Consider the following 25,743-nt stretch of genomic DNA (forward strand, 5'->3'; position numbering starts at 1 on the left):
GCGCCCGGAGCGGCGTACGGCTGCCGCCGTCGGACGCGACCCCGCCAGCAGGGCCTGTGGGCCCGCAGGCGGGAGATCAGGCCCCGGCCGGGCCCGCGGTGCTCGCCGTGCCCGCCAGGGCGTCCAGGTCGCTCCTGCGGACGCGGATCACGAACCAGGCGGTGGCGAGGGCCAGGACGGCCATCGCGGCGGCCGGGACGAAGGCCGTGGAGATGCCGTGGGCGAGTACCTCGTGGCTCCAGGGAGCCGGAAGCTGCTGGGTCCTGGCGAACTCCGTTTTCTGTTCCACCGACGCCTCGGCGAGGAACTTGGGCACCTGCTTCGCGGCCTCGTCGCGGCTGGCCGAGCCGAACACCGTCGTCAGGATGGAGAGGCCGAGCGAACCTCCCACCTGCTGCGTGACGTTGAGCAGCCCGGAAGCGGCGCCCGCCTCGTGCGCGGCGACCCCGGAGACGGCTGTCAGGGTCAGCGTCACGAAGTTCAGGCCCATACCGAAGCCGAACACCAGCATCGGGCCGAGCACGCCGCCGATGTACGAGCTGTCGGGGGTGATGAAGGCCTGCCAGATGAGGCCGAACGTGGCCAGGGCCGCCCCGACCACCATGAACGGTTTGGGCCCCAGGACAGGCAGGAACCGCTGCGACAGGCCCGCGCCGATGGCGATCGCGAAGGTCACCGGCAGGAAGGCGAGGCCCGCCTCGATCGGCGTGTACAGCAGGACGTTCTGCACGAAGAGGACGATGAAGAAGAACATGCCGAACATCGCCGCGGCCAGGCTCAGCATGATCACGTACGTGCCCGAGCGGTTGCGGTCGGCGAACATCCTCAGCGGGGTGATCGGCTCCTTGGCGCGCATCTCCACAAAGACGAAGGCGGCCAGCAGGATCACCGCCGTGCCGAAGGACGCGAGGGTCAGGCTGTCCCGCCAGCCCTCCTCCGCCGCGCGGATGAAGCCGTAGACGAGGGCCGCCATGCCCAGTGTCGAGGTGAGCGCGCCCATGATGTCGAATCGGCCCGGGTGCCGTTCGGACTCGCCGATGTACATCGGCGTGAGCACGGCGATCAGGAGACCGATCGGTACGTTGACGAAGAGCACCCAGCGCCAGTCGAGCCACTCCGTCAGCATGCCGCCGGCGAGCAGGCCGACGGCGCCGCCGCCGGCCGAGACGGCGGCGAAGACCCCGAACGCCCTGTTCCGCTCCGGGCCTTCGGCGAACGTGGTGGTGATGAGCGCCAGCGAGGTGGGGGAGGCGATCGCGCCGCCCACGCCCTGGAGGGCCCGCGCGGCCAGCAACTGCCAGGGCTCCTGGGCGAGTCCGCCGAGCAGGGAGGCGGCGATGAACAGCAGGATGCCGGTCAGGAAGACCCGGCGGCGACCGAGGATGTCGCCGGCCCGGCCGCCGAGCAGGAGCAGACCGCCGAAGGTGAGCGTGTAGGCGCTGACCACCCAGGTGAGGTCGGTGGTGCTGAACTTGAGGGCGTCTTGAATGTGCGGCAGTGCGATGTTCACAATCGTCGCGTCGAGTACCACCATGAGTTGGCAGGCCGCGATGACGGTGAGCGCTATGCCGGGATGCCCCTCCCGGCGGGCAGCACCTGGTTTCTGGTCCTTCGTCATTGAAGAGGTAGTCACTATGGGTCCCCCATGAGAGCGCTAGTGAACGCTCGCGTTCACTGTCGCGTCAAACGGTAGTGAGCTCCCGACAGTGAACGCAAGCGTTCACTGAAGTCGCCGCCGCGTCGCACTCCGGCTGCCCGGTAGCCTCTGCGATTCACCCCGTCGGCGATCCCCCTAATGCCGACAATCCTCATAATCCCCGCACCGCCCGCTCCCCCTTGCCGCTGGAGACACTCGAATGGTTACCTCGCGCTGGACGGCCGCCCCCGCTCGGACGGCCTCCCCCCGCCGGCGCGGCGCCGTGCTCGAACGCGCGATCCTCGATGCCGCGCTGGAGCAGCTCAGCACGGTGGGCTGGAACGGCCTGACGATGGAAGGTGTCGCCGCCGGCGCCCAGACCGGCAAGGCCGCGGTCTACAGACGGTGGCCCTCCAAGGAGGACCTCGTCGCGGACGCGCTCCAGGCCGGACTGCCGAGCTTCGACCGGGCGCCCGACCTCGGGAGCGTGCGGGGCGACCTTCTCGAACTGTGCCGGCAGGTGCGTGAGGCGATGTTCTCGCGTCCCGGATCCGCGCTGCGCTCGGTCATTCACGAATGCGACAACCCGCAGGCGGAACGCTTCCAGGGCGTGATCTTCGGACGGGTCGTCGAGCCGACGGTGAGGCTCCTCCGGGAGATCGTCGACCGTGGAATCGAGCGGGGGGAGACTCGTTCCGACGCTGCCAACAGCTACGTTTTCGATGCCATTCCGGCGATGATGATGTACCGCTCGAAGATGTGCGCGAGCGAATGGAGGGAGCGTGACATCGAGGAGATGATCGACCAGTTGATGGTCCCGCTGTTGCGGGCTCGGTGACCCCCAAGTCGCTTGGAGGAACCGGGGTGTCGCGTGGGGTTCCGGGCGGCGTAGGCTAAGAGCGCCATGCCGTACGAAGCACCTACCCACACCGTCGAGCGCTCCCTGCGCGCCACGACCGGAGCGAAGGTCATCGCCGGCGTCGACGAAGTGGGGCGGGGTGCGTGGGCCGGCCCCGTCACCGTCTGCGCGGCGGTCACCGGTCTCCGTCGGCCCCCCGAGGGACTCACCGACTCCAAACTGCTCGCAGTCAAGCGGCGTACCCAACTCGCGGAAGTGCTGCGGAACTGGGTCACGTCCTACGCACTGGGGCACGCCTCTCCGGAGGAGATCGACGACCTGGGGATGACGGCAGCGCTGCGGCTCGCCGCGGAGCGCGCTCTGGAGGCATTGCCAGTCCGCCCCGACGCGGTCATCCTCGATGGGAAGCACGACTACCTGGGATCGCCGTGGCAGGTCCGTACGGTGATCAAGGGAGACCAGTCGTGCGTGGCGGTTGCGGCGGCGTCCGTGATCGCCAAGGTTCACCGCGACAAAATGATGGCCGAACTGGGTATCGACCATGCAGACTTCGGTTTTGCGGCCAATGCCGGGTATCCGTCGCCCGTGCACAAGGCCGCGCTGGAGGAGCGGGGTCCCACCCCGTACCACCGGCTGTCGTGGGCGTATCTTGATGCGCTGCCCCAGTGGCGGCACCTCAAGAAGGCCCGCAGTTGGGCGAACGGGAACGTTCCGGGGATCGAGGGCCAGCTCGGCTTCGACTTCTGACGATTCCGTTCGCACCCATGTGCCACCCGCCGATGCGAGTCGCACCGGCGTTTGATAAATATCAGGTCATGCCTCTCATTCCCGAGGAGCCTCAGATTCACGAGAGTGCCCAGGGTCCCCGCGTCGCTCCGGCCAGTGGCCACAGCGCGCCGACCCCCCGTCCCGTACCCGGCCCGCGCCCCGCGGCCTCGCCGCGTCCCGGCCGTCCGGGTCCGTTCCGGCCCACCGCGCCGGCCCAGCGCGCACCGCACGACGCGCCCGCGGCTCCGGCCGCCCCTGTCCCTTCCACCCCTTCTGCCCCTGCCTCCGCGGCTTCGGCGGCCCCGCAGATCCAGCTGATCCCGGCCTCGGCCGAGGGTGCGCTGGACGCTGCCGAGGAAGCCGTCGACCTGCTCCTGGAGTCGGGTCGGGCCCCCAGTGAGGTGCTGGTGATCACCACCGGCGAGCCGCACCCGTGGGCCGCACACGAGCTGTCCTTCGGCGAGGCCCCGTACTGGGCGCAGCACGACGCGGGTGACGACGTCTTCTACGCCGACGCCGCCGCTGTGAGTCGTGCCGGTACCCGTCCCGTGGTCGTCGTCGCCGTCAACGGCGGTGCTGACGCGACGGCTGCCGCAGCCCTTCCCGTGGCTCTCGCCCGAGCCGGTGCCCTGCTGATCGTCTGCGGCGACCCGCAGCAGATCAACTCGGTGCTGGGCGCGGGGGTCTGAGCCGGTTCCGGTTCGCCCGGGGGACACCCCGGGACCGGTTCTGGGGACAACCGGTCCAGCGACATCGGACCGGCTCGCGGAGGGCCGCGGAAGCGATACATGTACGGCGGGGATTCGACGTGCCCTGACGTGTCAGAGCGGTCATGCACTGGCGATGCCACGGCCCCGGCAGGAACGGGGTCGTGCGGGCGACGGGAGCACGCGTGCGCGTGCTCCCGTCGTTTGCGTTGGATGCCGTACGGGCGGGCCGTGTGCCGGACCGCCGTGCGCGTGCGCGTCGGCCGGTCGTGCACTTGTTCGCGAGGTGATCACTGTCGTACGTCGCACCAGGCGGACGCCGTTGTCCGTGGTGGCTGCTCATGTACGACGTGGATGTCATCCGTGGCTGCCAGGCGCAGTTCCAGGAGGTGGGCCAACCGCCGGAGAATATGGGGCGTGTTGTTGGCTCCCTACCGGTGTCAGCGGGCCGCCGCGCGGCGCAGGATGTCCGAGGCGGCGCCTCCGGTGCGGGGCATCGGCAGCGGTGGCGGTGCCTCGGGCATGGCGAACGGCTCCGGTGGCGAATCCGTGTTCGGACGGCGCCCGCCGCGGCCCTCGCCGAGCACCTGCCAGCCGTCGCGGGTCAGCGTGATGTACGCGCCGCAGCGCAGCCCGTGCAGAGTGCAGGCGTCCCGCAGACCCCACATCCACGCGCCGTCCTCCTCCGTCCAGCGCGCGTCGCCGTCACGGCAGTAGAGCAGGACGGCAGTGCGCACCGGCGTACGGCGACGCAGGTCGTGAGGGATGACCCGACGCAGCTGTGCGAGCAGCGAGTTACGGAACATCCAGCCGTCGGCAGGCGCCGAGCGGCGGGTGAACGAGGCGCTCGCGCGCAGCCGTTCGTCCGGATCGAGGACGGCCACGATCGCCGTCGCGGGCCCGGGACGGTGCCGGGCGTGCAGTCCGCTGACGACCTCGCGGGGATTGCGCAGCAGAGGAATCCCGGCTGCGGCCCACTCCGCGGGTTCGAGCATGCGGGCTGCTGAGTTGGTGGAAGCGGCGGACAGGTCGGCAGACGTCGACATGGATGCCGCGGGGGACGGAGCGAATCCGAAGGTCACGGTCCTCCCTTCGGCTACGCGCCCAACACTGCGGGCGGGAGATCGGACTTGGGGGAGCGCACACCGCAGCGGAGCCCTGCCGGACCACGGACATGCCGTGCGGGAGCGGACTCCAATTCTTGCTGTCGAACTGGGTTGCGGCAACGAGCAAATGGGGCCACCGACCGGCTTCTGGTGATCTGTGGATTATATCCCTGCCAGGTGTGTCATTTGTAGATGCCTGGGGTCGCCGGGAACATGCTGTTGGTCCGCTTGTTCGGCTTGGTTCATATTCCCGTCATCAGCCCTGCAGGGCGAGGACCAGTGGCAACACGCCCTGCGCACCGGCCCGTCGAAGCATCCGGGCCGCCACCGCGAGGGTCCAGCCGGTCTCCGTGAAGTCGTCCAAAAGGAGGACAGGCCCCTGCGTCCCGGCGAGGGCGGAGGCCAGTGCGGGCGGCACGGTCAGGGCTCCGTCGAGGGCCTTCAGCCGCTGGGCGCTGTTGCTGCGGGACACGGGCGGGGCGTCACCGGCGTACTCCAGGCTGCCCAGCAGCGGCAGCCGGCCGATCTCCGCGACCCGTGCGCCCAGGGACGCGATCAGCTGCGGTCGGGTGCGCGAGGAGACGGTGACGACGCCTACCGGGCGCGACTGTGCTGACGAGGCCCCCGATGCCCAGCCGTCGGGTCCCTTCGCCCAGTCGACCAGTACGCCGACGACGGCCTCGGCCACGTCGTCCGGCACCGGCCCGTCCGGCGCCTGCGGCGAAAACATCGGGCGCAGCCGGTTGCCCCAGCCGATGTCCGACAACCGGCCCAACGCGCGCCCAGTGGAAGCCTGTTCACCGGCCGGAATACGTCCCTTCAGATCGACTCCGATCGCCGGCAGCCCCGTCGGCCACATGCGTCGTGGCTCGACCTCGACACCGGCCCGGCCCAGATCCGCGCGTGCGGCGTCCACGGCCCCAGTGGAGGCGTCGGGTGTGAACCGGGCTCCCGCGCAGTTGTCGCAGCGGCCGCAGGGCTTGGCGCCCTCGTCGTCCAACTGGCGCTGCAGGAACTCCATTCGGCAGTCCGTCGTCGACGCGTACGCGCGCATCGCCTGCTGCTCGGCCTTCCGCTGGCGCGCCACCCACTCGTAGCGCTCCGTCTCGTATGTCCAGGGCCGGCCCGTGGCGACCCAGCCGCCCTTGACCCGGTTGACGGCCCCGTCGACGTCGAGAACCTTGAGCATGCTCTCCAGACGCGAGCGGCGCAGCTCCACCAGAGGTTCCAGGGCAGGCAGCGACAACGGCCGCTCCGCGCGTGCGAGGACGTCGAGCGTGCGGCGCACCAGCTCCTCAGGAGGGAAGGCCAGAGAGGCGAAGTACTCCCAGATCGCCTCGTCCTCCTTCCCCGGGAGCAGCAGCACCTCCGCGTGCTCGACACCGCGGCCGGCGCGACCGACCTGCTGGTAGTAGGCGATCGGGGAGGAGGGCGAACCGAGGTGCACGACAAAGCCGAGGTCCGGTTTGTCGAAGCCCATACCGAGCGCGGACGTCGCCACCAGGGCCTTCACCCTGTTGCCGAGCAGATCGTCCTCGGCCTGCTGCCGGTCGGCGTTCTCCGTTTTCCCGGTGTACGAGGCCACGGTGTGCCCACGTTGGCGGAGGAAGGCCGTGACCTCCTCGGCGGCGGCCACCGTGAGCGTGTAGATGATCCCGGAACCCGGCAGTGCGGACAGGTGGTCGGCTAGCCATGCCATCCGGTGCGCCGCGTCCGGCAGCCGCAGCACGTTCAGGCTCAGACTCTCCCGGTCCAGTGGGCCGCGCAGCACCAGCGCGTCCGAGGTGCCTCCGGTGCCCAGCTGCTCGGCCACGTCGGCGGTCACGCGCGCGTTCGCCGTGGCGGTGGTGGCCAGGACGGGCACGCCCGGTGCGAGGTCGGTGAGTATCGTGCGCAGTCGGCGGTAGTCGGGGCGGAAGTCGTGGCCCCAGTCGGAGATGCAGTGGGCCTCGTCCACCACCAGCAGGCCCGTCGCGGCGGCGAGCTTGGGCAGTACATGGTCGCGGAAGTCCGGGTTGTTGAGACGCTCGGGACTGACCAGCAGGACGTCGACCTCGCCCGCCGCGATCTCGTTCTGAACCGTGTCCCATTCCTCGGTGTTCGAGGAGTTGATCGTCCGGGCGTGAATGCCCGCCCGGGCCGCGGCCTCCACCTGGTTGCGCATCAGCGCGAGCAGCGGAGAGACGATCACGGTGGGGCCGCTGCCCAGGGCCCGCAGCAGTGAGGTCGCCACGAAGTACACCGCGGACTTGCCCCACCCCGTGCGCTGCACCACCAGGGCCCGGCGCTTGTCGGCGACCAGCGCCTCGATCGCCCGCCACTGGTCCTCGCGCAGCCGGGCCGCGCCCGTGGCATCTCCGACGAGACGGGCGAGGACCGTGTCGGCCGCCGCTCGGAGATCCGCGTTGCTCGTGTGCTCCATGCACCCCATACAACAGGACGCCGCTGACAACCGGCACGTGAGACGGCGGATCACGGCCACCCGGCGGGGTGTGTGTTCGGCGGGTTCGGGAGCACACCGAGCGGCGATGCACGCCCCCGTGCCCGTCCTGCCGGCCGCACGAGCCCTGCGCCGTCTTTGACGTGTCCCTGGTCGAGGTTATCCACAGGCCCAAGCGGAATCTGGCAATCCGCGAGATCGTCACCGCATGACGAATCACAGCGAAACGCATCAGGTCACCCTGCGCACTCCGGCCGAACTGGCCGATGCCCTGCCGTATTTGCTCGGCTACCACCCCGAGGACAGCATCGTCCTGGTCGCGCTGCACGACAAGGACGGACGCGGCCGGTTCGGCGGCCGCGCCCGGCTTGGAATTCCCGCGAACCCGGACGACTGGCCCGCTGTGGCCCATCAGTTGACGCACGGCCTGGTGACCGGCAGCGAGCGCAGAGGCGCACGGCCCGAGAGCATGGTCGTATACCTCTGCCAGGAACCGGCGCAGGGCGAAGCGCGGCATCAGGTGAGGGAACGTCTGCGCCCTCTCGCCCAGTTGCTGCGCACCGAATGCGGCCGACTCGACGTGCCCGTGGTCGAGGCACTCTGCATCGCCGACAACCGCTTCTGGTCCTACTGCTGCGTGACCCCCGACTGCTGTCCGGACGACGGAGTACCCATGGGCCTGCCCGGCACCTCGGTGCTGGCCGCCGCCGCGACCTATGCCGGCCTGCAGGTGCGGGGCACACTGCGTGAGCTGCGGGCCAGGTTCCACCCCTTGGAGACCGCCGCGGCGCTGGAACAGGAACGCGCACTCGACACCGCGAATGCCCGCCTGGTCCCGCGGATCCTCGACGACGCGAGCCGCGTGGACGTGGCCGAGGAGACTTTGCGACAGGCGATCCGGATCAGGAACCGATTCGCCGACGCACCCGCCGTCTCCGGCACGCTCCTGGCAGACCTTCGCGACGACGAACTGCTCGCACACGACGAGGCCGCCACGCTCATTCTGGGTCTGCAGGATCGCACGACCCGTGATCGCGCGGCGGAGTGGATGGAGGGCGAGGAGGCGGCACCGGCCCTGCGCCTCTGGCGGGCTCTCGCCCGCCGCTGCGTCGGGCCGTACCGCGAGCACGCCGCGGCACCTCTGACACTCGCCGGCTGGGTCGCCTGGTCGACCGGCGATGATCTGGAGGCCAGGGAAGCCCTGGCCATGGCGCTCGGCGTGGACCCGGGCTATCTGTTCGCCCGCCTGCTGCACCAGGCCTGCAACGAGGGCTTGGACCCGGAGTCGATCCGCCGCTGTCTGCGCGCGGAGCGCGGCGGCCGAGCACGTATGACTGCCGGGCCACCCCGGACATCGTCGGACACCGAGTGGATCGGGGGCGGCGACGCGGGCGAGGACACGGCCACCGAATCGTGGCAGGAACCGGAGGGGGCCGAGGGCGCGAGCGCTGTCGACCGTACGGAGGGCATCGAGAGCGACAGCCGGATCGACAGCACCGACGCCACGACGCCGCTCGACGCCACAGGCCCCCCATCCTGCTCGACGTCGGTCAGCGGCGCCGCACGGGCGCTGGAGTCTGCCACGAGGCGCCGACGTCGGGTCGGCGCGCTCGATGGCGCCGACACGCGCCCTCGCGCCCGGGGGACGGACGGGACCCGTCCCCAGCCCCCGGGCAAGCCCGCCGTACGTCGTCGCAGCCTCCGCACCGGGGAGGCTGCCCCGCGCGGACACCGGGCGAAGGGGGATGACGCGTGAACAGGGGTGGGGTGGTCCATGGCGGGCTGGGCAGCAACCGAAAGCCAGGCGGAGGGACCGACGCGCGCGGGACAGCCGCTGGGCGCCCGAAGAGCACCGGGACCGGTGACCGGCGGCTGAGCAGCGGCGGGACGCCTGCGGAGCGACTTGATGGCGACGGGTCGGTTGAGAGGCGCTCGGGCAACCGCTTGGTGGTCGGCGAACGGTTCGGCGCAGATGGAACACCTGTCCGGCGATTGAGCAACGGCAGTGCGTCCCACGTACCACTGACCGGCGCCAGGACAACTCACGGACACCTCACCATCCCCATCACTGCGGACAGCCGGTGCAGTCGTCCCGGCACCGGCCGGACGTATGCCCCGCCCCACCGCCATTCGGTCGGCTTCCGCCGCCGGAAGCGTGACTCGGGGAAGCCCTGGCCCGTTCACCTGAGTGGCGGACCCCCTGGACGGGCCGCGCCGCCACATCGCCCCCGCCCCGCCGAAGCTCCCCACCAGGCGCCGAGCGCGCCCCCGGCGCCCAGAGCGCAGAAGAAGCCGCCCATGCACCCGCCACCGCCCCCGGCCGCCGACGACCCCCGTGCCGCCAGTACACCCGCGCCGCCCTTGCGGGGAGGCGGGGGTGGAGCACCGAGGAGCGCAGGGGACCCGCGCGGCTCGGAGCCGCGTTTCCCGGGCGCCGGACGTCCTTACTCGCCTGCGGCAAGGGGCGCGCCGCCACCGTTCGCGCCGCCTTCCTCCTCCCGGCCACCGCTTGCCCCACCCTCTGCGGCCCGCCGTCCCACCCAACTGCCCCCGACCCACACCACCCTGATCTGCGTCGCACTCCCCGGGCTCGCGATCTCCACGGACCAGGGGCAGCTCACCGGCCGAGGACTGGAGGGCTTCTATCGCGGGGGCAGGCGCGTGCTCGCCCGGTGCCAAATCCGCGTGGCCGGCCGCGAACCGCTCGCGGTCCAGGCCCGGATGACCGCCGCCGACCGCGCCCGGTTCGTGGGGACATTGCGCGCCTCACCCGACGGCGGGCCGGACCCTGACGTCATCGTCGAGCGCCTCCGCCACGCGGACGGCACGGAGCGGATCACCCTGCACAGTTCGGCGCTGCGCCCGCTGCGCCTGCCGGTCGAGGTGTCTCTCGGTACCGACCTCGCGGACCTGGGCACCATCGCCTCCGGCAGCGCAGGCCCCGAACTGCCTGCCAGCGTCCATGCCTTCGGCCTGCGCTGGTCCTGCGCCACCGGCGGCGCCGCCGTCACGGCCGACCCGCCACCCGCCGACGCGCTGGCCTCCGCGGGCCTGCTGCGCTGGGAGCTCGAACTGCCCCCGGGCGGTTCCACAACCCTGGAACTGCGCATACGGCCGGACGGCACGGGACCCGTCCGAGCCGTGGGCCACGCGGCGACCAGCCCTCTCGCCCCAGCACGGGCCGTCGGCGACGATCCACGCGTCGAGGCGCTCCTCCGCACCAGCATCGAGGATCTCCAGGCTCTGCTCTTGCGGGACTCCGCGCATCCCTCCGACACCCATCTCGCTGCAGGGGCACCGTGGCGCTGCGGCATGGCGCCGGCCGAGGCCCTCGCCGCCGCCCGGATGACGCTCCCCCTCGGGACCGGCCTCGCGGCGGGCACGCTGCGCACCCTGGCCCGTACCCAGCTCACAGGGCCGGGCCCGCGGTCCGGCATGCTTCCTGGACCGCGCCGAGACGCGGGCGCACACCTGCCACCGGGCTGCACGGGTACGGAGGCCACACTGCTCTTCCCCGTGCTCCTCGCGGAGGCCCGGCGCTGGGGGCTCCCGGAACAGGCGACCGAGGAACTGCTCCCGACTGCCGAGCGCTGTCTGACCTGGCTGCGCGCGACCGTGGGTGACGGGATCTATCTGCCCGATCCGCAGCCGGGCGGCCCTCTGCGTTGCGAGACGCAGGCCCACGCTCACCGTGCCGCCCTCCTCGGCGCCGATCTCCTGGACGCGTACGGACGACCTGGCGGCGCCGGGCTGCGGCAGTGGGCCCAGGAACTGCGCACCGCGTTCCGGGAGGACTTCTGGATCGAGGACCGGGGTGGCGGAAGACCGGCGGCTGCCCGTACCCCGGACGGGCGCATCGTGCCGCACTTCGGTGCGGTCACCGCCCATCTCCTCGACACCGGGTTGCTGGGCGCGGGCGAGCCTGCCCCCGGCCTGCTCGACAAGGTGCAGACCGGGCAACTCGCCCGCCTGCTCGGCAGCCCGGCCATGGACTCCGGCTGGGGACTGCGCGGCCTGGGCATCAAGGAGGCGGGATACAACCCGTTCGGCCACCGGAGCGGTGCTGTGCGGATCCAGGAGACCGCGGTGGCCGTAGCGGGCCTGGCCACCGCCGGGTACGAGAAGGAGGCGAGTTCCCTGCTGCACGGCCTCCTGGCGGCGGCCGAGGCCTTCGAGTACCGGCTGCCGGAGATGTACGCGGGGGAGCAGCGCACAGAAGGCAGCGCTCCGTTGCCGCACCCGGCGGCCTGCAGACCGGCGGCCACGGCCGCTGCCTCCGGGGTACTGCTGCTCGCGACTCTGGCCGGTATCCGTCCGGACGCCCCGGCGAGCACGGTCATGCTCCGTCCCGTACGCAGCGTGCCGCTGGGCGAGATCGGCCTGACGGGGCTACGGGTCGCGGGGGAGCCCTTCTCCGTACGGGTCGGCCGTCTCGGCGTCGCCATGGTCGAGGAGGCTGCCGCCGGACTGCAACTGGGAGCGTGACCTCGTACGGCATATCGCCCAGGACGACCTGAAGCGACCTGGGACACCCGTGCCCGACCACGGTGGATCAGCCAGGGGCGCAGCCGGGAGAGGGGAGTGTTTATCGTCAGGCAGACGACTATGATCGCGGCATGCCCTACGACCCGTCAGCCTTCCCGCCCTTCGCCGTCACCGTGGACCTGGTCGTGCTGACCGTGCGTCGTCATGCCCTGTGCGCGCTGGCGGTACGGAGGGGCGAGCCGCCCTTTCAGGAGCGCTGGGCGCTTCCCGGCGGCTTTGTACGGGCCGACGAGGATCTGGCGCAGGCAGCGGCGCGTGAACTGGCCGAGGAGACCGGCCTGCGCGCCCACGACCCGGACGCCCCGGCTCAGGACAACGGCGCCCACCTGGAACAGCTCGCGACCTACGGCGACCCCAAGCGCGACCCCCGGATGCGGGTGGTAAGCGTCGCCCATCTCGCGCTCGCCCCCGACCTGCCCGCTCCCCGGGCGGGCGGCGACGCGAACAGCGCACGCTGGGCCCCCGTCGAGGAGCTCCTGCAGCAGGGCGGCTACGGCCGCGACGGCGAACAGGCGGCGCCACTCGCCTTCGACCATGCCCAGATCCTGTCGGATGGGGTGGAGCGCGCCCGTTCCAAGATCGAGTATTCGTCGCTGGCCACAGCGTTCTGCCCGACCGAGTTCACCGTCGGGGAGTTGCGCCGTGTCTACGAGGCGGTCTGGGGCGTGGCCCTCGACCCGCGCAACTTCCACCGCAAGGTCACAGGCACCCCGGGTTTCCTCGTCCCCACCGGAGGTACGACCACCCGGCAGGGCGGTCGCCCCGCCCAGCTCTTCCGGGCCGGTGGCGCCACCCTGCTCAATCCTCCGATGCTGCGCCCCGAGGTCTGACGCCGAACCCCACGGGCGGATCGCACACTGAACGCCGACTGGGGCAACGCCGTCTCCATGTGGCCCTGCCACACCCGGATAAACAGACATAAAGCGCTATCTTGCTACGGGTGATCCAGGCCTTCGGACTGACCAGCAACCCTCGCAAGGAGCTTCCCCCCGCCGTCGACGACGTCTCCTTCGAGGCGCGTGCGGGCTGCGTCACCGCGCTCCTCGGTACCCCCGGCGCCGGCAAGACAACGGTGCTCAGGCTCATGCTCGAACTGCAACAGGGCCGTGGAATCACCTACTTCAGAGGCCGCCCACTGCACCGAATCGCCCATCCGTCAGGTGAGGTCGGCGTTCTTCTGGGGGACGTGCCGGGGCACCCCGCGCGCACGGTCCGAGGCCAACTCCGCATGTTGTGCGCGGCGGCAGGCGTCCCTGTCCGCCGTGCCGACGAAGTCCTCGAGGTAGTGGGTCTCGTCAGCCTGCGCGACGAACGCCTGGGCGCCCTGTCACGCGGCATGGACTGCCGGCTCGGCCTGGCCTGCGCCCTGCTGGCGGACCCGCACACCCTCGTGCTCGACTCGCACACCGACGGTCTGGCCCCCCGCGAGCGCCAGTGGCTGCACGGCATGCTGCGCGCCCACGCGACCCACGGAGGCACTGTCCTGATCGCCACCGCCGACCCCAAGGAGGCGGCCCGCACCGCCGACCGGATCATCACCCTGGAACAGGGGCGACTCGTCGCCGACCAGGAGGCCGCGGAGTTCTCCCGCACCCGGCTGCGCCCCCGCGTCGCCGTCCGAAGCCCGCACGCCACCCGTCTCGCGGCCGTGCTGACCAAAGAGGCCCGGACCGCACAGAGCTCCGTGGAGGTCGTACACGAGTCCGGCAACCGGCTCTCCGTGTACGGCAGCACGTGCGCCATCATCGGCGAGACCGCGTTCCGGCACGGCATCCTCGTACACCAACTCGCCGACGAGGTGGGTGACATGGGTCCAGGCGCAGGCTCGACCCGCCAGGGTGATCAGAACGCTGCTGGGGCCACGCCTGAGGACGTTGCCCTGAGCCAGGGCTCTGCTGCCACACCTCAGGGTCCTTCGGCATCGCACGGCCCTGCCGGGTACGGCCCCTGTGTGCCGACGGAGGTCACCCCGGCGACCCGTCTCTCGGACCTCTCCGATCTCTCCGAGCCGACAGCCGGCCGTTCCCCGGCACTGTCCGCGCCTGAACGCCTCCAGAGCGCCCGCCCACGCCCCTCCGACACCCTCACCTCCGCCAACCTGCCCCCGCTCCCACCCCCGATCTCCGTCCGTTCCGCTCCGAGTCCTCTGCGCCCCCTCCGCTACGAGCTCCGGCGGGCCGGCGGTGTCGGTACCGGTTTCCTTACCGGGGCGGCCGTGCTCGTCTCGTCCGCGCTCGTCGCCGTGCTCCTGGCCCGCATCGGGCACACCCCGCAGCACCGTCTGCTGGCCGCCTGGCCGCAGGAGCTGCCGCTGCCGCCCGCGGCCCTCGGCGCCGGGCTGCTCGGCGCCATCGCCTTCGGCGACGAGTTCCGCCACCCTGCCCTGGCCGTGGACCGTGGCACTGTGCCCCGCCGGCTGGGGCTGCTCGCCGCGAAGCTCCTCGTCGCCGCGGCCACCGGGCTGCTGCTTGCCCTTCTCACCGTCGGCTGCGACGCCGAAGTGCTCTACCTCGTCTACGGACGGGAACTGGCGCAGGTACCCGCGGACTGGCTCGCGCTGACCGCGAGTTGGATCGGCCTCGTGATCGGCTGCTCGTGGGCCGGAGTGCTGGCCGCGGGCATCTTCCGGTCCACCACCGCCGGGCTCGCGGCGGTGGTCGCCGTACCGGTCCTCGTGGTGCCTCTCGTACAGAAAGTCCTGGAGGGCGCGTCCGTGCGGAGCGCGGCCGGGTTCTCCGTGCGGCTGCGAGAACTGTTCCTGGCGCAGTGGCCGTTCGGGGGCGAGCGGTATCTGTCCGCAGCAGCGCGGATGATCGCCCAACCCGTCGGTGGCGCGCTGGCGTTGTCGCTGGCCGCTCTGCTCTGTGCGTATCTGCTCACGACCCTGCGCAGCAGGGTCCGATGACGACCGTCCGCACCCTTCCGGTCCTGCCCTGCGCACAACTCCCCGGGGAACGCCCATTTCTTTCCGATAAGGCGTCAATTGCGACGGGGTGAGCGATCACCCTTTCGTGTGCTTTTCACCAAAGACCTCAAGGGAGTTGGAGACAGAGCCGACAAATGATCCGTGAGTACCCTTGCGCACACCATGATGACCGCCGCCCGCTCCGCAGACTCCGGTCTCGTCGGCCCGGGCGAACTCGACCGCTACCCCTATGCCGAGGCCCCCGGTGCCGGCCGCGTCGGAGTCCCCTCCTGGGATGTCGCGGACCCGGAGCTGGGCCGTGTCGGCCGCCGTACCTCGGGCAGCCGTGGTCGCGGGCTGCACGGTCAACTCGTCCAGCAACTGGGCCAGATGATCGTCTCCGGCGACCTCGGCGCGGACCGCCCCCTCGTGCCCGAGGAGATCGGCCAGCGTTTCGAGGTCTCCCGCACCGTCGTCCGTGAGTCGCTCCGCGTCCTGGAGGCCAAGGGCCTGGTGAGCGCCCGGCCGAACGTCGGCACGCGCGTGCGTCCGGTCAGCGACTGGAACCTCCTCGACCCCGACATCATCGAGTGGCGGGCCTACGGGCCGCAGCGCGACGATCAGCGCCGGGAGCTCAGCGAGCTGCGCTGGACGATCGAGCCGCTTGCCGCTCGCCTCGCCGCCGGGCACGGGCGCGAGGACGTCCAGCAGAGGCTCGTCGACATGGTCGAGATCATGGGCCACGCCATGAGCCAGGGCGACGCGCTGACGTTCTCGCGGGCCGACGCCGAGTTCCACTCGCTGCTCATCCAGCTCGCGGCCAACCGCATGCTGGAGCACCTCTCCGGCATCGTGTCCGCCGCCCTTCACGTGTCCGGCGGTCCGATCACGGGCTGCGACCGGCCCACCGAGGCATCCTTGGCACACCACGCCCGGATCGCCGACGCTCTCGGGGTGGGCGACGGTGCGGGGGCGGAGGCGGCCATGCGGCAGCTCCTCGTCGTGCACCCCGAGGTGGAGCGCGTGGTCCCGGCCCCGCGCGAGCATTGACCGCGCGCCGGGAGCGGCACGCTCGGGGGCCGTGTCGCCCTCCGGGGGCTCGCTCGACCCGCGAACCGTCACTGCCGGGCCCCGCCGGGCCCCGAGAGGGCTCGGCGGGGTCCGGCAGCGGGGCAGGGCGACCATGCAATGAGCGGTGAGGAGAAGAGGTGGCGCGCCGTCCTGAGGCGTCCATCACAGCTCTGGATGCGGCTGGATACGGACTCATGCAGGTCGGGACGGGCTGGTCGCCGCCACGGCTGACCACTTCTAGCCATATCTGATCGCTTTTGAGTGCTTACGGGGTGTGACTCGGGCCACGCGGATTGGGCGTAACGCTTGCGGAAGCAGCGCGATGACCTAAGAGGTGACAGCCGCGGAGGGAATACGGACGCCGTTCAAGGCGCTGTGCATCTTCCCGGCCCTGCCCGCGCCGTCGGCATCCCCAGTCGGCGGTCGTCGGCTCCTGTCCGTAGTGGACGGGGCCGGAAGCCGTTTCCAACGTTCCGAGAGGTTGTTCGTGTCGGCCAGCACATCCCGTACGCTCCCGCCGGAGATCGCCGAGTCCGTCTCTGTCATGGCGCTCATTGAGCGGGGAAAGGCTGAGGGGCAGATCGCCGGCGACGACGTGCGTCGGGCCTTCGAAGCTGACCAGATTCCGGCCACTCAGTGGAAGAACGTACTGCGCAGCCTCAACCAGATCCTCGAGGAAGAGGGTGTGACGCTGATGGTCAGTGCCGCGGAGCCCAAGCGCACCCGAAAGAGCGTCGCAGCGAAGAGTCCGGCCAAGCGCACCGCCACCAAGACGGTCGCGGCGAAGACGGTGACCACCAAGAAGGCCACCGCCTCCGCCACCCCGACGGCGCCCTCCGCCGAGCCCTCCGCCGAGGACGAGGCGCCCGTGAAGAAGGCCGCCGCCAAGAAGGCGACGACGGCCAAGAAGGCGGTCGCGAAGAAGACCGTCGCGAAGAAGGCGGTGGCCAAGAAGACGACCGCCGGCAAGGACGACGCCGAGGTCCCCGAGGACGAAGCAGTCGAGGACGTCAAGGCCGGCGAAGAGGAAGAGGAGGGGGCCGAGAACAAGGGTTTCGTCCTCTCCGACGACGACGAGGACGACGCGCCGGCCCAGCAGGTCGCGGTGGCCGGTGCCACCGCCGACCCCGTCAAGGACTACCTCAAGCAGATCGGCAAGGTCCCGCTGCTCAACGCCGAGCAGGAGGTCGAGCTCGCCAAGCGCATCGAGGCCGGTCTCTTCGCCGAGGACAAGCTGGCCAACGCCGACAAGCTGGCTCCGAAGCTCAAGCGCGAGCTGGAGATCATCGCCGAGGACGGCCGTCGCGCCAAGAACCACCTCCTGGAGGCCAACCTCCGTCTGGTGGTCTCCCTGGCCAAGCGTTACACCGGCCGCGGCATGCTCTTCCTGGACCTCATCCAGGAGGGCAACCTCGGACTGATCCGCGCGGTCGAGAAGTTCGACTACACCAAGGGCTACAAGTTCTCCACGTACGCCACCTGGTGGATCCGTCAGGCGATCACCCGAGCCATGGCCGACCAGGCCCGCACCATCCGTATCCCGGTGCACATGGTCGAGGTCATCAACAAGCTCGCGCGTGTGCAGCGCCAGATGCTCCAGGACCTGGGGCGCGAGCCCACCCCGGAGGAGCTGGCCAAGGAACTCGACATGACCCCGGAGAAGGTCATCGAGGTCCAGAAGTACGGCCGTGAGCCGATCTCCCTCCACACCCCCCTGGGTGAGGACGGCGACAGCGAGTTCGGTGACCTCATCGAGGACTCCGAGGCGGTCGTCCCGGCCGACGCGGTCAGCTTCACGCTCCTTCAGGAGCAGTTGCACTCCGTCCTCGACACCCTCTCCGAGCGTGAGGCGGGCGTCGTCTCGATGCGCTTCGGTCTCACCGACGGTCAGCCGAAGACCCTCGACGAGATCGGCAAGGTGTACGGCGTCACCCGCGAGCGGATCCGCCAGATCGAGTCCAAGACGATGTCGAAGCTGCGCCACCCGTCGCGTTCCCAGGTGCTGCGCGACTACCTCGACTAGGTCGCGGTCCTACGACACGGAAGGTCCGGCCTCTCCCAGGGGAGCCGGGCCTTCGTGCTGAGCGGGTACGGGGCCGTCGAAGCGGCGTGCGGGGAGCGCGGCCCGGCGCGTGCGGTGCCGGGTGCTCCAGCCGGCAGCGTCCCTCTTTCGTGGCGCGCGCGTGCGGGGCGGAGCCCGTTGGATCACTCTGGGTTTCTCGTGATTGACCCAGAGTGAGGAGCGCGCATGCGTCGTCCCATTGTCCGGGCCCTGTCCCCGGCCCTGACCCGGTCGCTGGTCCTGGCGGCCGCGGCGACCGTGATACCGCTGGCGTCCGCGGCCCCCGTGGCTGCCGACAGTGTCGTGGTCGGTGGATTCCCGGTCGAAGTGTCCGAGGGCCCATGGACGGTTGCGCTGTCCAGCCGTGACCGGTTCGGGGGTACGCGGGCCGGACAGTTCTGCGGCGGCGTGGCCGTGGGCCGGACCACCGTACTGACCGCGGCCCACTGCATGGACGGGGACGTCCTTGGAGCCCCGCCCAACCGCGTTCAGGACCTGAAGGTCATTACCGGGCGTACGGACCTGAAGTCGGCCGAGGGCAGGGAGATCGCCGTACGCGACAGCTGGGTCAATCCGGGCTACGACAAGGTCAGCAACGCCGGGGACTTCGCCGTGCTCACCCTTGCCGAAGCCCTTCCGTCGGGCTCGGTCATCGGGATGGCGGCTGCCGGCGACCCGGGTTACCAGGCCGGCGCGACCGCCACGGTGTACGGCTGGGGCGACATCACCGGGGGCGGCGACTACGCGCGCAGTCTGCGCGCCGCACGCGTGCACGTGCTGTCCGACGCGCTCTGTGAGCGGGCGTACCCGGGCAGCGCCGACGGGACGTACCGAGCCGACAGCATGCTGTGTGCCGGCGAGGCCACAGGGGGGTCGGACGCCTGTCAGGGGGACAGCGGCGGGCCGCTGGTGGCCCAGGGGCGCCTGGTCGGCCTCGTGTCCTGGGGGAGCGGCTGCGGACGGCCCGGCAGTCCGGGCGTCTACACGCGGGTCTCAGACGTCGTAAGGACGATGGGGTGGGGTGCTGCCGCCGATCCTGGGAACGGGGCCTGAGGGCCCTTGCAGGCGGCGCCCTCAGGCTCTCTACAGCCCGGGACGGCGCCTGAGGCGGCCCGTGAGTGCTGTGCGTGAAGCGGGCGGCCACCCCTGGTGCAGGAGTGGCCGCCCGCTTCAACCGGCCTGTGCCGCCGGGGCTGGCTCGTCGTCGACGCGCAGTTCAGCGTTCTTCTTCGTTTGTACTGGCCGGAACGGTCGTCAGTCGCTCCGTCTCGTCCTGTATCTCAGCGGCGATCTTCTTGAGTTCCGGCTCGAACTTGCGGCCGTGGTGGGCGCAGAAGAGCAGTTCTCCGCCGCTCGCCAAGACAACGCGAAGGTATGCCTGGGCGCCGCAGCGGTCGCAGCGATCAGCGGCCGTCAGCGGGCTCGCGGGGGTCAGAACAGTAGTCACGTCGCCTCTTCTCTAGCTCGACGAGCTGTCGTACCAGGGTCAACATCCAACCAGGCCGAAAACGTTCCCGCTTGTGGCTCTTCCTCGAAAAAATCTTTTCGAGACGGCTGTCTGCTGCCGGTTGGCGGCGAATGTGCCGTATTGCGTGTCTTCGTGTCTGTACGGGTTCGCGCTGTCTGTCGTCTGTCGGGGTATTCGGTCCCCCGGCCGGGTTGCCGGTTGTTCATGAGGACGTGCCCGGAGCCTAAATGGTTCATGCCTGGAAGGGAACGTGATATGTACTTCACTCCAACGAGGGATCGAACAAGCATACGACTTTGGAATAGTGTGAGTTCATGACGAGGGTGGCGTTACACCGGCTCTACCAGGCCTCGGTACCCTCTGAGCGGCGACCGAAGCCGGGCCCTTACCCACCAGGGCCCCAATTGAAATTCAGCGAGGAGCGAACCGCGTGACCGCCGATACGTCCGTGCCGTCCACAGCGTTGCTGGCAGGAGCAGACCGGGACGGTTCCAACTACACCGCGCGGCACCTGCTCGTCCTCGAGGGGCTTGAGGCCGTGCGCAAGCGCCCGGGCATGTACATCGGGTCGACCGACAGCCGTGGCCTGATGCACTGCCTCTGGGAGATCATCGACAACTCCGTGGACGAGGCCCTTGGGGGCTACTGCGACCACATCGACGTCGTCCTGCACGACGACGGCTCCGTCGAGGTGCGGGACAACGGCCGCGGTATCCCCGTGGACGTGGAACCCAAGACCGGCCTCTCCGGTGTCGAGGTCGTCATGACCAAACTGCACGCCGGCGGCAAGTTCGGCGGCGGCTCGTATGCCGCTTCCGGTGGCCTGCACGGCGTGGGCGCGTCCGTGGTGAACGCTCTCTCGGCCCGCCTGGACGTCGAGGTCGACCGTGGGGGGAACACCCACGCGATCAGCTTCAGGCGTGGCGTGCCGGGGTCCTTCGCCGCTGTCGGCCCGGATGCCACGTTCGAGGCGGGGGGCCTGCGCAAGACCAAGCGGATTCCCAAGACCCGCACCGGCACGCGCGTGCGCTACTGGGCCGACCGCCAGATCTTCCTCAAGGACGCCAAACTCTCCCTGGAGAACCTCCACCAGCGGGCCCGGCAGACGGCGTTCCTGGTGCCGGGCCTCACCATCGTCGTCCGTGACGAGTTCGGACTCGGCGAGGGCGGCAGCAAGGGCGAGGAGTCGTTCCGCTTCGACGGCGGCATCAGCGAGTTCTGTGAGTACCTGGCCGCCGACAGGCCTGTCTGCGACATCCTCCGATTCTCCGGGCAGGGCATCTTCAAGGAGACGGTTCCGGTCCTGGACGACCATGGCCAGATGACACCCACCGAGGTCACCCGCGAGCTGGGTGTCGACGTGGCGCTGCGCTGGGGAACGGGCTACGACACGACCGTCAAGTCGTTCGTGAACATCATCGCCACGCCCAAGGGCGGCACCCATATGGCGGGGTTCGAACAGGCCGTCGCGAAGACGATGAACGAGGTGCTCCGCACCAAGAAGCTGCTGCGTGTGGCCGAGGACGACATCGTCAAGGACGACGCACTGGAGGGCCTGACCGCGGTCGTCACCGTCCGTCTCGCCGAGCCGCAGTTCGAGGGTCAGACCAAGGAGGTGCTCGGTACTTCGGCGGCCCGCCGCATCGTGACGAACGTGGTGTCGAAGGAGCTCAAGGATTTTCTGACCTCCACCAAGCGGGATGCCGCCGCGCAGGCCCGCGTGGTCATGGAGAAGGCCGTGGCTGCCGCGCGTACGCGCATCGCGGCCCGTCAGCACAAGGACGCGCAGCGCCGGAAGACGGCCCTGGAGTCCTCCTCGCTGCCTGCCAAGCTCGCCGACTGCCGCAGTGACGACGTCGACCGCAGCGAACTGTTCATCGTGGAGGGCGACTCCGCGCTCGGCACGGCCAAGCTCGCCCGGAACTCGGAGTTCCAGGCCCTGCTGCCGATCCGGGGCAAGATCCTCAACGTCCAGAAGTCGTCTGTGACCGACATGCTCAAGAACGCCGAGTGCGGGGCGATCATCCAGGTCATAGGAGCGGGTTCCGGTCGTACGTTCGATATTGATGCGGCTCGCTACGGCAAGATCATCATGATGACCGACGCCGACGTCGACGGCTCCCACATCCGTACCCTGCTTCTGACGCTGTTCCACCGCTACATGCGGCCCATGGTCGAGGCGGGCCGAGTGTTCGCCGCGGTGCCGCCGCTGCACCGTATCGAGCTCGTGCAGCCGAAGAAGGGCCAGGACAAGTACGTCTACACGTACTCCGACCGTGAGCTGCGCGAGAAACTTCTGGAGTTCCAGAGCAAGGGTGTCCGCCACAAGGACTCGATCCAGCGCTACAAGGGTCTTGGCGAGATGGACGCCGACCAGTTGGCCGAGACCACGATGGATCCCCGCCATCGCACTCTGCGCCGCATCAACCTCTCCGACCTGGACTCCGCCGAACAGGTCTTCGACCTTCTGATGGGCAACGACGTCGCTCCTCGCAAGGAATTCATCTCCAGCTCGGCGGCGACGCTGGACAGGTCCCGAATCGACGCGTAACCGCTGCGCTGGGCCTGGCATCAGAGCGGCGGGGTCGGGTGGCCGGGGCTGGGCGGAGCGGATGGACGGGGGGTTGGGGCGACGGTCCCGAGTGACCGTCGCACGCCGTCCGCCGCTGCACCCGACGGTGGACACCCGCCTGATGTCCGGGGAACCGCGGTGGGCGCGCGGCTGCCTCACCAAGGACGCGGACGGCGTCGAGATCGGCATGAGGGGTGCACTGCCTGCTGTCCGGGGACGCAGGGCTGCCGCCGAGTGTCCAGCGGCGGCTCCTGGAGCGGCTGACGGAGCCCGAGAGGGAACCGGCCGCACCTGCCGAAGCGCCCGACGGGTCACCGCGGGGGAGACCGAGGTGCTGGCGCTGATCGCGGACGGCCTCAGGGACCACGGGGATCAAGGACCGTCCTCAGGCAGTGCGTTACGCCCATGGGAAGGGGTCGGTGCGGCCTGCCACGGGGTGAGTCACCTAATGGGGTGAAGACCGAGGAGAAGAAGAGCCGGGGATCTTCCCGTTCTGTCCATCCTTGGGCATGCAGTCAAGCACCGGTCGTTCTCGCCGACGCGAAGGCGATCCCGAGAGTTCGGCCGAGACCCCCGAAAGTCGTGACGCCGCCCCCGCCCACGCGGGAGGGGGCGGGGACACACGGTTCGACGACCCCTGGTACGACGCGCTCGCCTCTGGCTGGGGCGAGTTGGACGGCACGGGCGCGCCCGCTCCTGTCGTCCCTCCCGCGCGCCGGGAGCAGGAGAGGCGGGGCAGCGGCGCGGCCGACGTCTATCTGGAGGTGCAGCGCAGCGCGGCCTTCCAGGAGGTGCGCAAGCGGTATCGGAGGTTCGTGATCCCCGGCGTCGCCCTTTTCTTCTCCTGGTACGTGGGCTATGTGGTGACCGCGACCACGGCACCCGGGTTCATGGCCCGGCCCGTGATGGGCGCGGTGAACGTGGCGATGCTGGCGGGGCTTGGACAGTTCCTCACGACGTTCCTGTTCACCTGGGCGTACGCGCGGCACGCGCGGCTGCGCAGGGACCGGGCCGCGCTCGATCTGCGCTGGGACACCCAGGAGCTGACGCGTGGTCTCAGGGGCGGTGGATCGTGACCGGCAACCATCAGATGCTGGCGCTGGTGCTGTTCAGCGCGTTCGTCGCCGTCACGCTGGCCATCACCACATGGGTGAGCCGGCACCGACAGGGTTCGGCCGAGGAGTTCTACGCAGGCGGCCGGCTCTTCTCCCCGATGGAGAATGGTTTTGCCATCGCGGGCGACTACATGTCCGCCGCCTCCTTCCTCGGCATTTCCGGCCTCATCGCGCTCTTCGGCTACGACGGGCTGCTCTACTCGGTTGGCTTCCTGGTGGCCTGGCTCGTCGTGCTGTTCCTGGTCGCCGAACTGGTGCGCAACTGCGGGCGGTTCACGCTGGCCGATGTCGTCGCGGCGCGGATGCGGGAGCGGCCGGTACGGATCGCGGCGGGAACTTCCTCGGTCACCGTGTCCGTTCTGTATTTGGTGGCGCAAATGGTGGGGGCAGGCAGTCTGGTCGCGCTGCTGCTGGGCGGGACGAGTGAGGCGGCGCAGTCCTGGACGGTGATCGCGGTCGGCGCGCTCATGGTGATCTATGTGTCGTTGGGAGGGATGCGGGCCACTACCTGGATCCAGATCGTCAAGGCTGTCCTGCTGATGGGCGGGGCGATCACGCTGACCGTGCTGGTTCTGGTGCGGTTCCACGGCGACTTCGACCAGCTGCTCCGCACTGCGGCCGAGCGCAGCGGTCACGGTGACGCGTTTCTCGCCCCCGGGCTGAGGTACGGCGGAGACTGGACCTCGCGCTTCGACTTCATCAGCCTGGGGCTCGCCCTCGTACTGGGTACGGCCGGGCTGCCGCACATCCTCTCCCGCTTCTACACCGTGCCGACCGCGCGGGCCGCGCGCCGATCGGTCGTCTGGTCGATCGGACTCATTGGCAGCTTCTATCTGATGACGATCGTCCTCGGCTTCGGCGCGGCAGCGATCGTCGGACCGGAGGCGGTCCGTGGGTCGAACGCGGCCGGGAACACCGCGGTCCCGTTGCTGGCCCTCGATCTGGGTGGTGGAGCGGATTCCACAGGCGGAACGGTTCTGTTCGCGATCGTCGCCGCCATCGCATTCGCAACGATTCTTGCGGTGGTCGCCGGCATCACGCTCGCGTCGTCGGCGTCCGTGGCCCACGACCTGTACGCGTCCCTGCGTCGCCCCCGCGCGAAGCCGCGCAGTGAGGTGGCCGTGGCACGCACCGCCGCGGTCGGCATCGGCATGGTCGCGATCGCCCTCGGCCTGCTGGCACGCGACCTCAACGTCGCCTTCCTGGTGGGACTCGCCTTCGCTGTCGCAGCGTCAGCGAATCTGCCGGTGCTGCTCTACTCATTGTTCTGGGGCGGCTTCACGACCCGGGGCGCGGTGTGGTCGGTGTACGGGGGGCTGATTCCGTCGGTGATTCTCGTGTTGCTGTCGCCTGTGGTGTCGGGCAGCCCCGAATCGCTGTTCCCCGGCGTGGACTTCCAGTACTTCCCGCTGCAGAACCCGGGGCTCGTCTCGATCCCCCTGGGATTCCTTGCCGGCTGGCTCGGCACGGTCACCTCGGCGGAGGACGCGGACAGGGCCAAGCACGCGGAGACCGAGGTGCGGTCACTCACGGGCGCGGGAGCTGTGTAGCGGGTGGCGCGACCTCACCGTCGTACGAAAGTCGTACACCGGCCGGGTGGCTCTGTGGCGCTCGTGGACGACCCGTGACTCAGGGGGCCACCCATGCGTACTGGTGTTCGGGGCGGCCTGTGTCGCCGTACTTGAGGGAGAGGCGGAGGCGGCCTGCCTGTTCCAGGTGGCGCAGGTAACGCTGGGCCGTGGAGCGGCTCAGGCCTGTCTCGGCGGCCACCTCGTGAGCCGAGAGCGGGTGGCCGGCGCGGTGGAGCACCCCGCAGATGAGGTCCGTGGTCGGTTCCGAGTGGCCGCTCGGAAGGCCGGGGGACGAGGGGGCGGGCGGGGTGCGCAGGGCCCCGAAGATCCGGTCGACCTGTTCCTGGCCGGTGTGGTTCCGGTCGCCCACCCGGTCGACGGTGGCGCGCAGTGCGGCGTAGGAGTCGAGGCGGGTGCGCAGCGCGGCGAAGGTGAAGGGCTTGACCAGGTAGTGCAGGGCGCCGAGGCGCATCGCGGCCTGCACGGTCACCACGTCGCTCGCTCCCGTGATCATGATGACATCGGTGCAGTGCCCCTGGTCCCGCATGCGGTGGACGAGTTCGAGTCCCGTCTGGTCGGGCAGGTAGTGGTCGAGCAGGACCAGGTCGATCGTGCCGTGCTGCACCGCGGCGAGGGCCTGGGCAGCGGTGTGCGCACAGGCGGCGACCCTGAATCCGGGAACCTGGCCCACGTACCTGACGTTGATCTCTGCGACACGGAGGTCGTCGTCCACCACCAGGACGTCAATCATCGCGTCTCTCCCTCAATGCCGACGAGCGTTGAGCCCGTACGTCGAACCCGCGTTTCGGCTCCGCCGTTCCAGCGCGCGGAGCCGCACAACAGACTTTCGCGAGCAGAAGAACGGCTTGCGCCCCGAAGGCCGATGTTGTGGCATGCGCCACATCTCCGGCCATGGAC

At 70.2% G+C, this 25,743-nt stretch carries 18 protein-coding genes and 1 pseudogene; 14 read left to right on the forward strand and 5 right to left on the reverse strand.

The window, feature by feature from the left end; all coding sequences use genetic code 11:
- Positions 1 to 76 precede the first annotated feature (76 nt).
- Positions 77 to 1,633 (reverse strand): MFS transporter, encoded by a 1,557-nt coding sequence (locus RB628_RS09375; protein WP_318319854.1) that lies wholly within the window; start codon positions 1,631 to 1,633, stop codon positions 77 to 79.
- A 223-nt stretch (positions 1,634 to 1,856) separates the two neighbouring features.
- Here RB628_RS09375 and RB628_RS09380 point away from each other — a divergent pair, with 223 nt between their 5' ends.
- The 3 genes from RB628_RS09380 (at position 1,857) to RB628_RS09390 (ending at position 3,952) form a co-directional block, all read left to right on the forward strand.
- A complete protein-coding gene (locus RB628_RS09380; protein WP_318319855.1) occupies positions 1,857 to 2,474 on the forward strand; it encodes a TetR/AcrR family transcriptional regulator in 618 nt (205 codons plus the stop codon).
- A gap of 66 nt (positions 2,475 to 2,540) precedes the next feature.
- Positions 2,541 to 3,242, forward strand: a complete 702-nt coding sequence (locus RB628_RS09385; protein ID WP_318319856.1) for a ribonuclease HII — start codon at positions 2,541 to 2,543, stop codon at positions 3,240 to 3,242.
- 68 nt (positions 3,243 to 3,310) lie between these two features.
- Complete coding sequence (locus RB628_RS09390) at positions 3,311 to 3,952, forward strand: hypothetical protein (RefSeq protein WP_318319857.1); 642 nt, start codon at positions 3,311 to 3,313, stop codon at positions 3,950 to 3,952.
- A 458-nt stretch (positions 3,953 to 4,410) separates the two neighbouring features.
- On the opposite strand, the gene RB628_RS09395 is transcribed toward RB628_RS09390, so the two are convergent.
- Together RB628_RS09395 and RB628_RS09400 are read right to left on the reverse strand one after the other, a co-directional pair.
- Positions 4,411 to 5,052, reverse strand: a complete 642-nt coding sequence (locus tag RB628_RS09395; RefSeq protein WP_318319858.1) for a hypothetical protein — start codon at positions 5,050 to 5,052, stop codon at positions 4,411 to 4,413.
- 280 nt (positions 5,053 to 5,332) lie between these two features.
- Positions 5,333 to 7,498 (reverse strand): RecQ family ATP-dependent DNA helicase, encoded by a 2,166-nt coding sequence (locus tag RB628_RS09400; protein ID WP_318319859.1) that lies wholly within the window; start codon positions 7,496 to 7,498, stop codon positions 5,333 to 5,335.
- A gap of 226 nt (positions 7,499 to 7,724) precedes the next feature.
- On the opposite strand from RB628_RS09400, the gene RB628_RS09405 reads away from it, so the two are divergent.
- The 7 genes from RB628_RS09405 (at position 7,725) to RB628_RS09435 (ending at position 19,152) form a co-directional block, all read left to right on the forward strand.
- Positions 7,725 to 9,272: a DUF4192 domain-containing protein gene (locus tag RB628_RS09405; protein ID WP_318319860.1), complete on the forward strand. Its 1,548-nt coding sequence runs from the start codon at positions 7,725 to 7,727 to the stop codon at positions 9,270 to 9,272.
- Between the two features lie 542 nt (positions 9,273 to 9,814).
- Positions 9,815 to 12,001: a glycogen debranching N-terminal domain-containing protein gene (locus RB628_RS09410; RefSeq protein ID WP_318319861.1), complete on the forward strand. Its 2,187-nt coding sequence runs from the start codon at positions 9,815 to 9,817 to the stop codon at positions 11,999 to 12,001.
- Between the two features lie 131 nt (positions 12,002 to 12,132).
- Positions 12,133 to 12,891 (forward strand): NUDIX hydrolase, encoded by a 759-nt coding sequence (locus RB628_RS09415; protein ID WP_318319862.1) that lies wholly within the window; start codon positions 12,133 to 12,135, stop codon positions 12,889 to 12,891.
- Between the two features lie 110 nt (positions 12,892 to 13,001).
- Positions 13,002 to 14,966, forward strand: coding sequence for an ATP-binding cassette domain-containing protein (locus RB628_RS09420; RefSeq protein ID WP_318319863.1), 1,965 nt, complete (start codon positions 13,002 to 13,004; stop codon positions 14,964 to 14,966).
- A 162-nt stretch (positions 14,967 to 15,128) separates the two neighbouring features.
- Positions 15,129 to 16,016 carry a FadR/GntR family transcriptional regulator gene (locus RB628_RS09425; protein WP_318319864.1) on the forward strand — a complete coding sequence of 296 codons (888 nt, stop codon included), beginning with the start codon at positions 15,129 to 15,131 and terminating at the stop codon, positions 16,014 to 16,016.
- A 508-nt stretch (positions 16,017 to 16,524) separates the two neighbouring features.
- Positions 16,525 to 18,060 carry an RNA polymerase sigma factor gene (locus tag RB628_RS09430; protein ID WP_318319865.1) on the forward strand — a complete coding sequence of 512 codons (1,536 nt, stop codon included), beginning with the start codon at positions 16,525 to 16,527 and terminating at the stop codon, positions 18,058 to 18,060.
- Positions 18,061 to 18,285: 225 nt separating this feature from the next.
- A complete protein-coding gene (locus RB628_RS09435) occupies positions 18,286 to 19,152 on the forward strand; it encodes a serine protease (protein WP_318319866.1) in 867 nt (288 codons plus the stop codon).
- A 163-nt stretch (positions 19,153 to 19,315) separates the two neighbouring features.
- Here the strand turns inward: RB628_RS09435 and RB628_RS09440 are convergent, their stop codons facing one another.
- On the reverse strand, positions 19,316 to 19,546 hold the full coding sequence (locus RB628_RS09440; protein ID WP_318319867.1) for a hypothetical protein: 231 nt from the start codon (positions 19,544 to 19,546) through the stop codon (positions 19,316 to 19,318).
- A 451-nt stretch (positions 19,547 to 19,997) separates the two neighbouring features.
- Between RB628_RS09440 and RB628_RS09445 the strand changes: the two genes are divergently transcribed.
- The 4 genes and pseudogenes from RB628_RS09445 (at position 19,998) to RB628_RS09460 (ending at position 24,804) form a co-directional block, all read left to right on the forward strand.
- Positions 19,998 to 22,118, forward strand: coding sequence for a DNA topoisomerase IV subunit B (locus RB628_RS09445; protein WP_318319868.1), 2,121 nt, complete (start codon positions 19,998 to 20,000; stop codon positions 22,116 to 22,118).
- 163 nt (positions 22,119 to 22,281) lie between these two features.
- Positions 22,282 to 22,579: pseudogene (locus RB628_RS09450) on the forward strand (DNA-binding response regulator); the annotation flags it as partial.
- A gap of 69 nt (positions 22,580 to 22,648) precedes the next feature.
- On the forward strand, positions 22,649 to 23,215 hold the full coding sequence (locus RB628_RS09455; RefSeq protein WP_318319869.1) for a DUF485 domain-containing protein: 567 nt from the start codon (positions 22,649 to 22,651) through the stop codon (positions 23,213 to 23,215).
- Positions 23,212 to 24,804, forward strand: a complete 1,593-nt coding sequence (locus RB628_RS09460; RefSeq protein WP_318319870.1) for a cation acetate symporter — start codon at positions 23,212 to 23,214, stop codon at positions 24,802 to 24,804. The genes RB628_RS09455 and RB628_RS09460 overlap by 4 nt, the downstream gene beginning before the upstream one ends.
- Before the next feature lie 79 nt (positions 24,805 to 24,883).
- Here RB628_RS09460 and RB628_RS09465 read toward each other — a convergent pair whose 3' ends face one another.
- Positions 24,884 to 25,576, reverse strand: coding sequence for a response regulator (locus RB628_RS09465; protein WP_318319871.1), 693 nt, complete (start codon positions 25,574 to 25,576; stop codon positions 24,884 to 24,886).
- Positions 25,577 to 25,743 lie beyond the last annotated feature (167 nt).

This window comes from Streptomyces sp. ADMS (assembly GCF_033441795.1).
Taxonomy (GTDB): Bacteria; Actinomycetota; Actinomycetes; order Streptomycetales; family Streptomycetaceae; genus Streptomyces.

Excerpts from the sequence above, each read along its gene's own strand:
- RB628_RS09435 (WP_318319866.1), top strand. The coding sequence starts at position 18,286 with ATGCGTCGTCCCATTGTCCGGGCCCTGTCCCCGGCCCTGACCCGGTCG.
- RB628_RS09385 (WP_318319856.1), top strand. The coding sequence starts at position 2,541 with ATGCCGTACGAAGCACCTACCCACACCGTCGAGCGCTCCCTGCGCGCC.
- RB628_RS09410 (WP_318319861.1), top strand. The coding sequence starts at position 9,815 with ATGCACCCGCCACCGCCCCCGGCCGCCGACGACCCCCGTGCCGCCAGT.
- RB628_RS09415 (WP_318319862.1), top strand. The coding sequence starts at position 12,133 with ATGCCCTACGACCCGTCAGCCTTCCCGCCCTTCGCCGTCACCGTGGAC.
- RB628_RS09380 (WP_318319855.1), top strand. The coding sequence starts at position 1,857 with ATGGTTACCTCGCGCTGGACGGCCGCCCCCGCTCGGACGGCCTCCCCC.
- RB628_RS09390 (WP_318319857.1), top strand. The coding sequence starts at position 3,311 with ATGCCTCTCATTCCCGAGGAGCCTCAGATTCACGAGAGTGCCCAGGGT.
- RB628_RS09405 (WP_318319860.1), top strand. The coding sequence starts at position 7,725 with ATGACGAATCACAGCGAAACGCATCAGGTCACCCTGCGCACTCCGGCC.
- RB628_RS09455 (WP_318319869.1), top strand. The coding sequence starts at position 22,649 with ATGCAGTCAAGCACCGGTCGTTCTCGCCGACGCGAAGGCGATCCCGAG.
- RB628_RS09465 (WP_318319871.1), bottom strand. The coding sequence starts at position 25,576 with ATGATTGACGTCCTGGTGGTGGACGACGACCTCCGTGTCGCAGAGATC.
- RB628_RS09400 (WP_318319859.1), bottom strand. The coding sequence starts at position 7,498 with ATGGAGCACACGAGCAACGCGGATCTCCGAGCGGCGGCCGACACGGTC.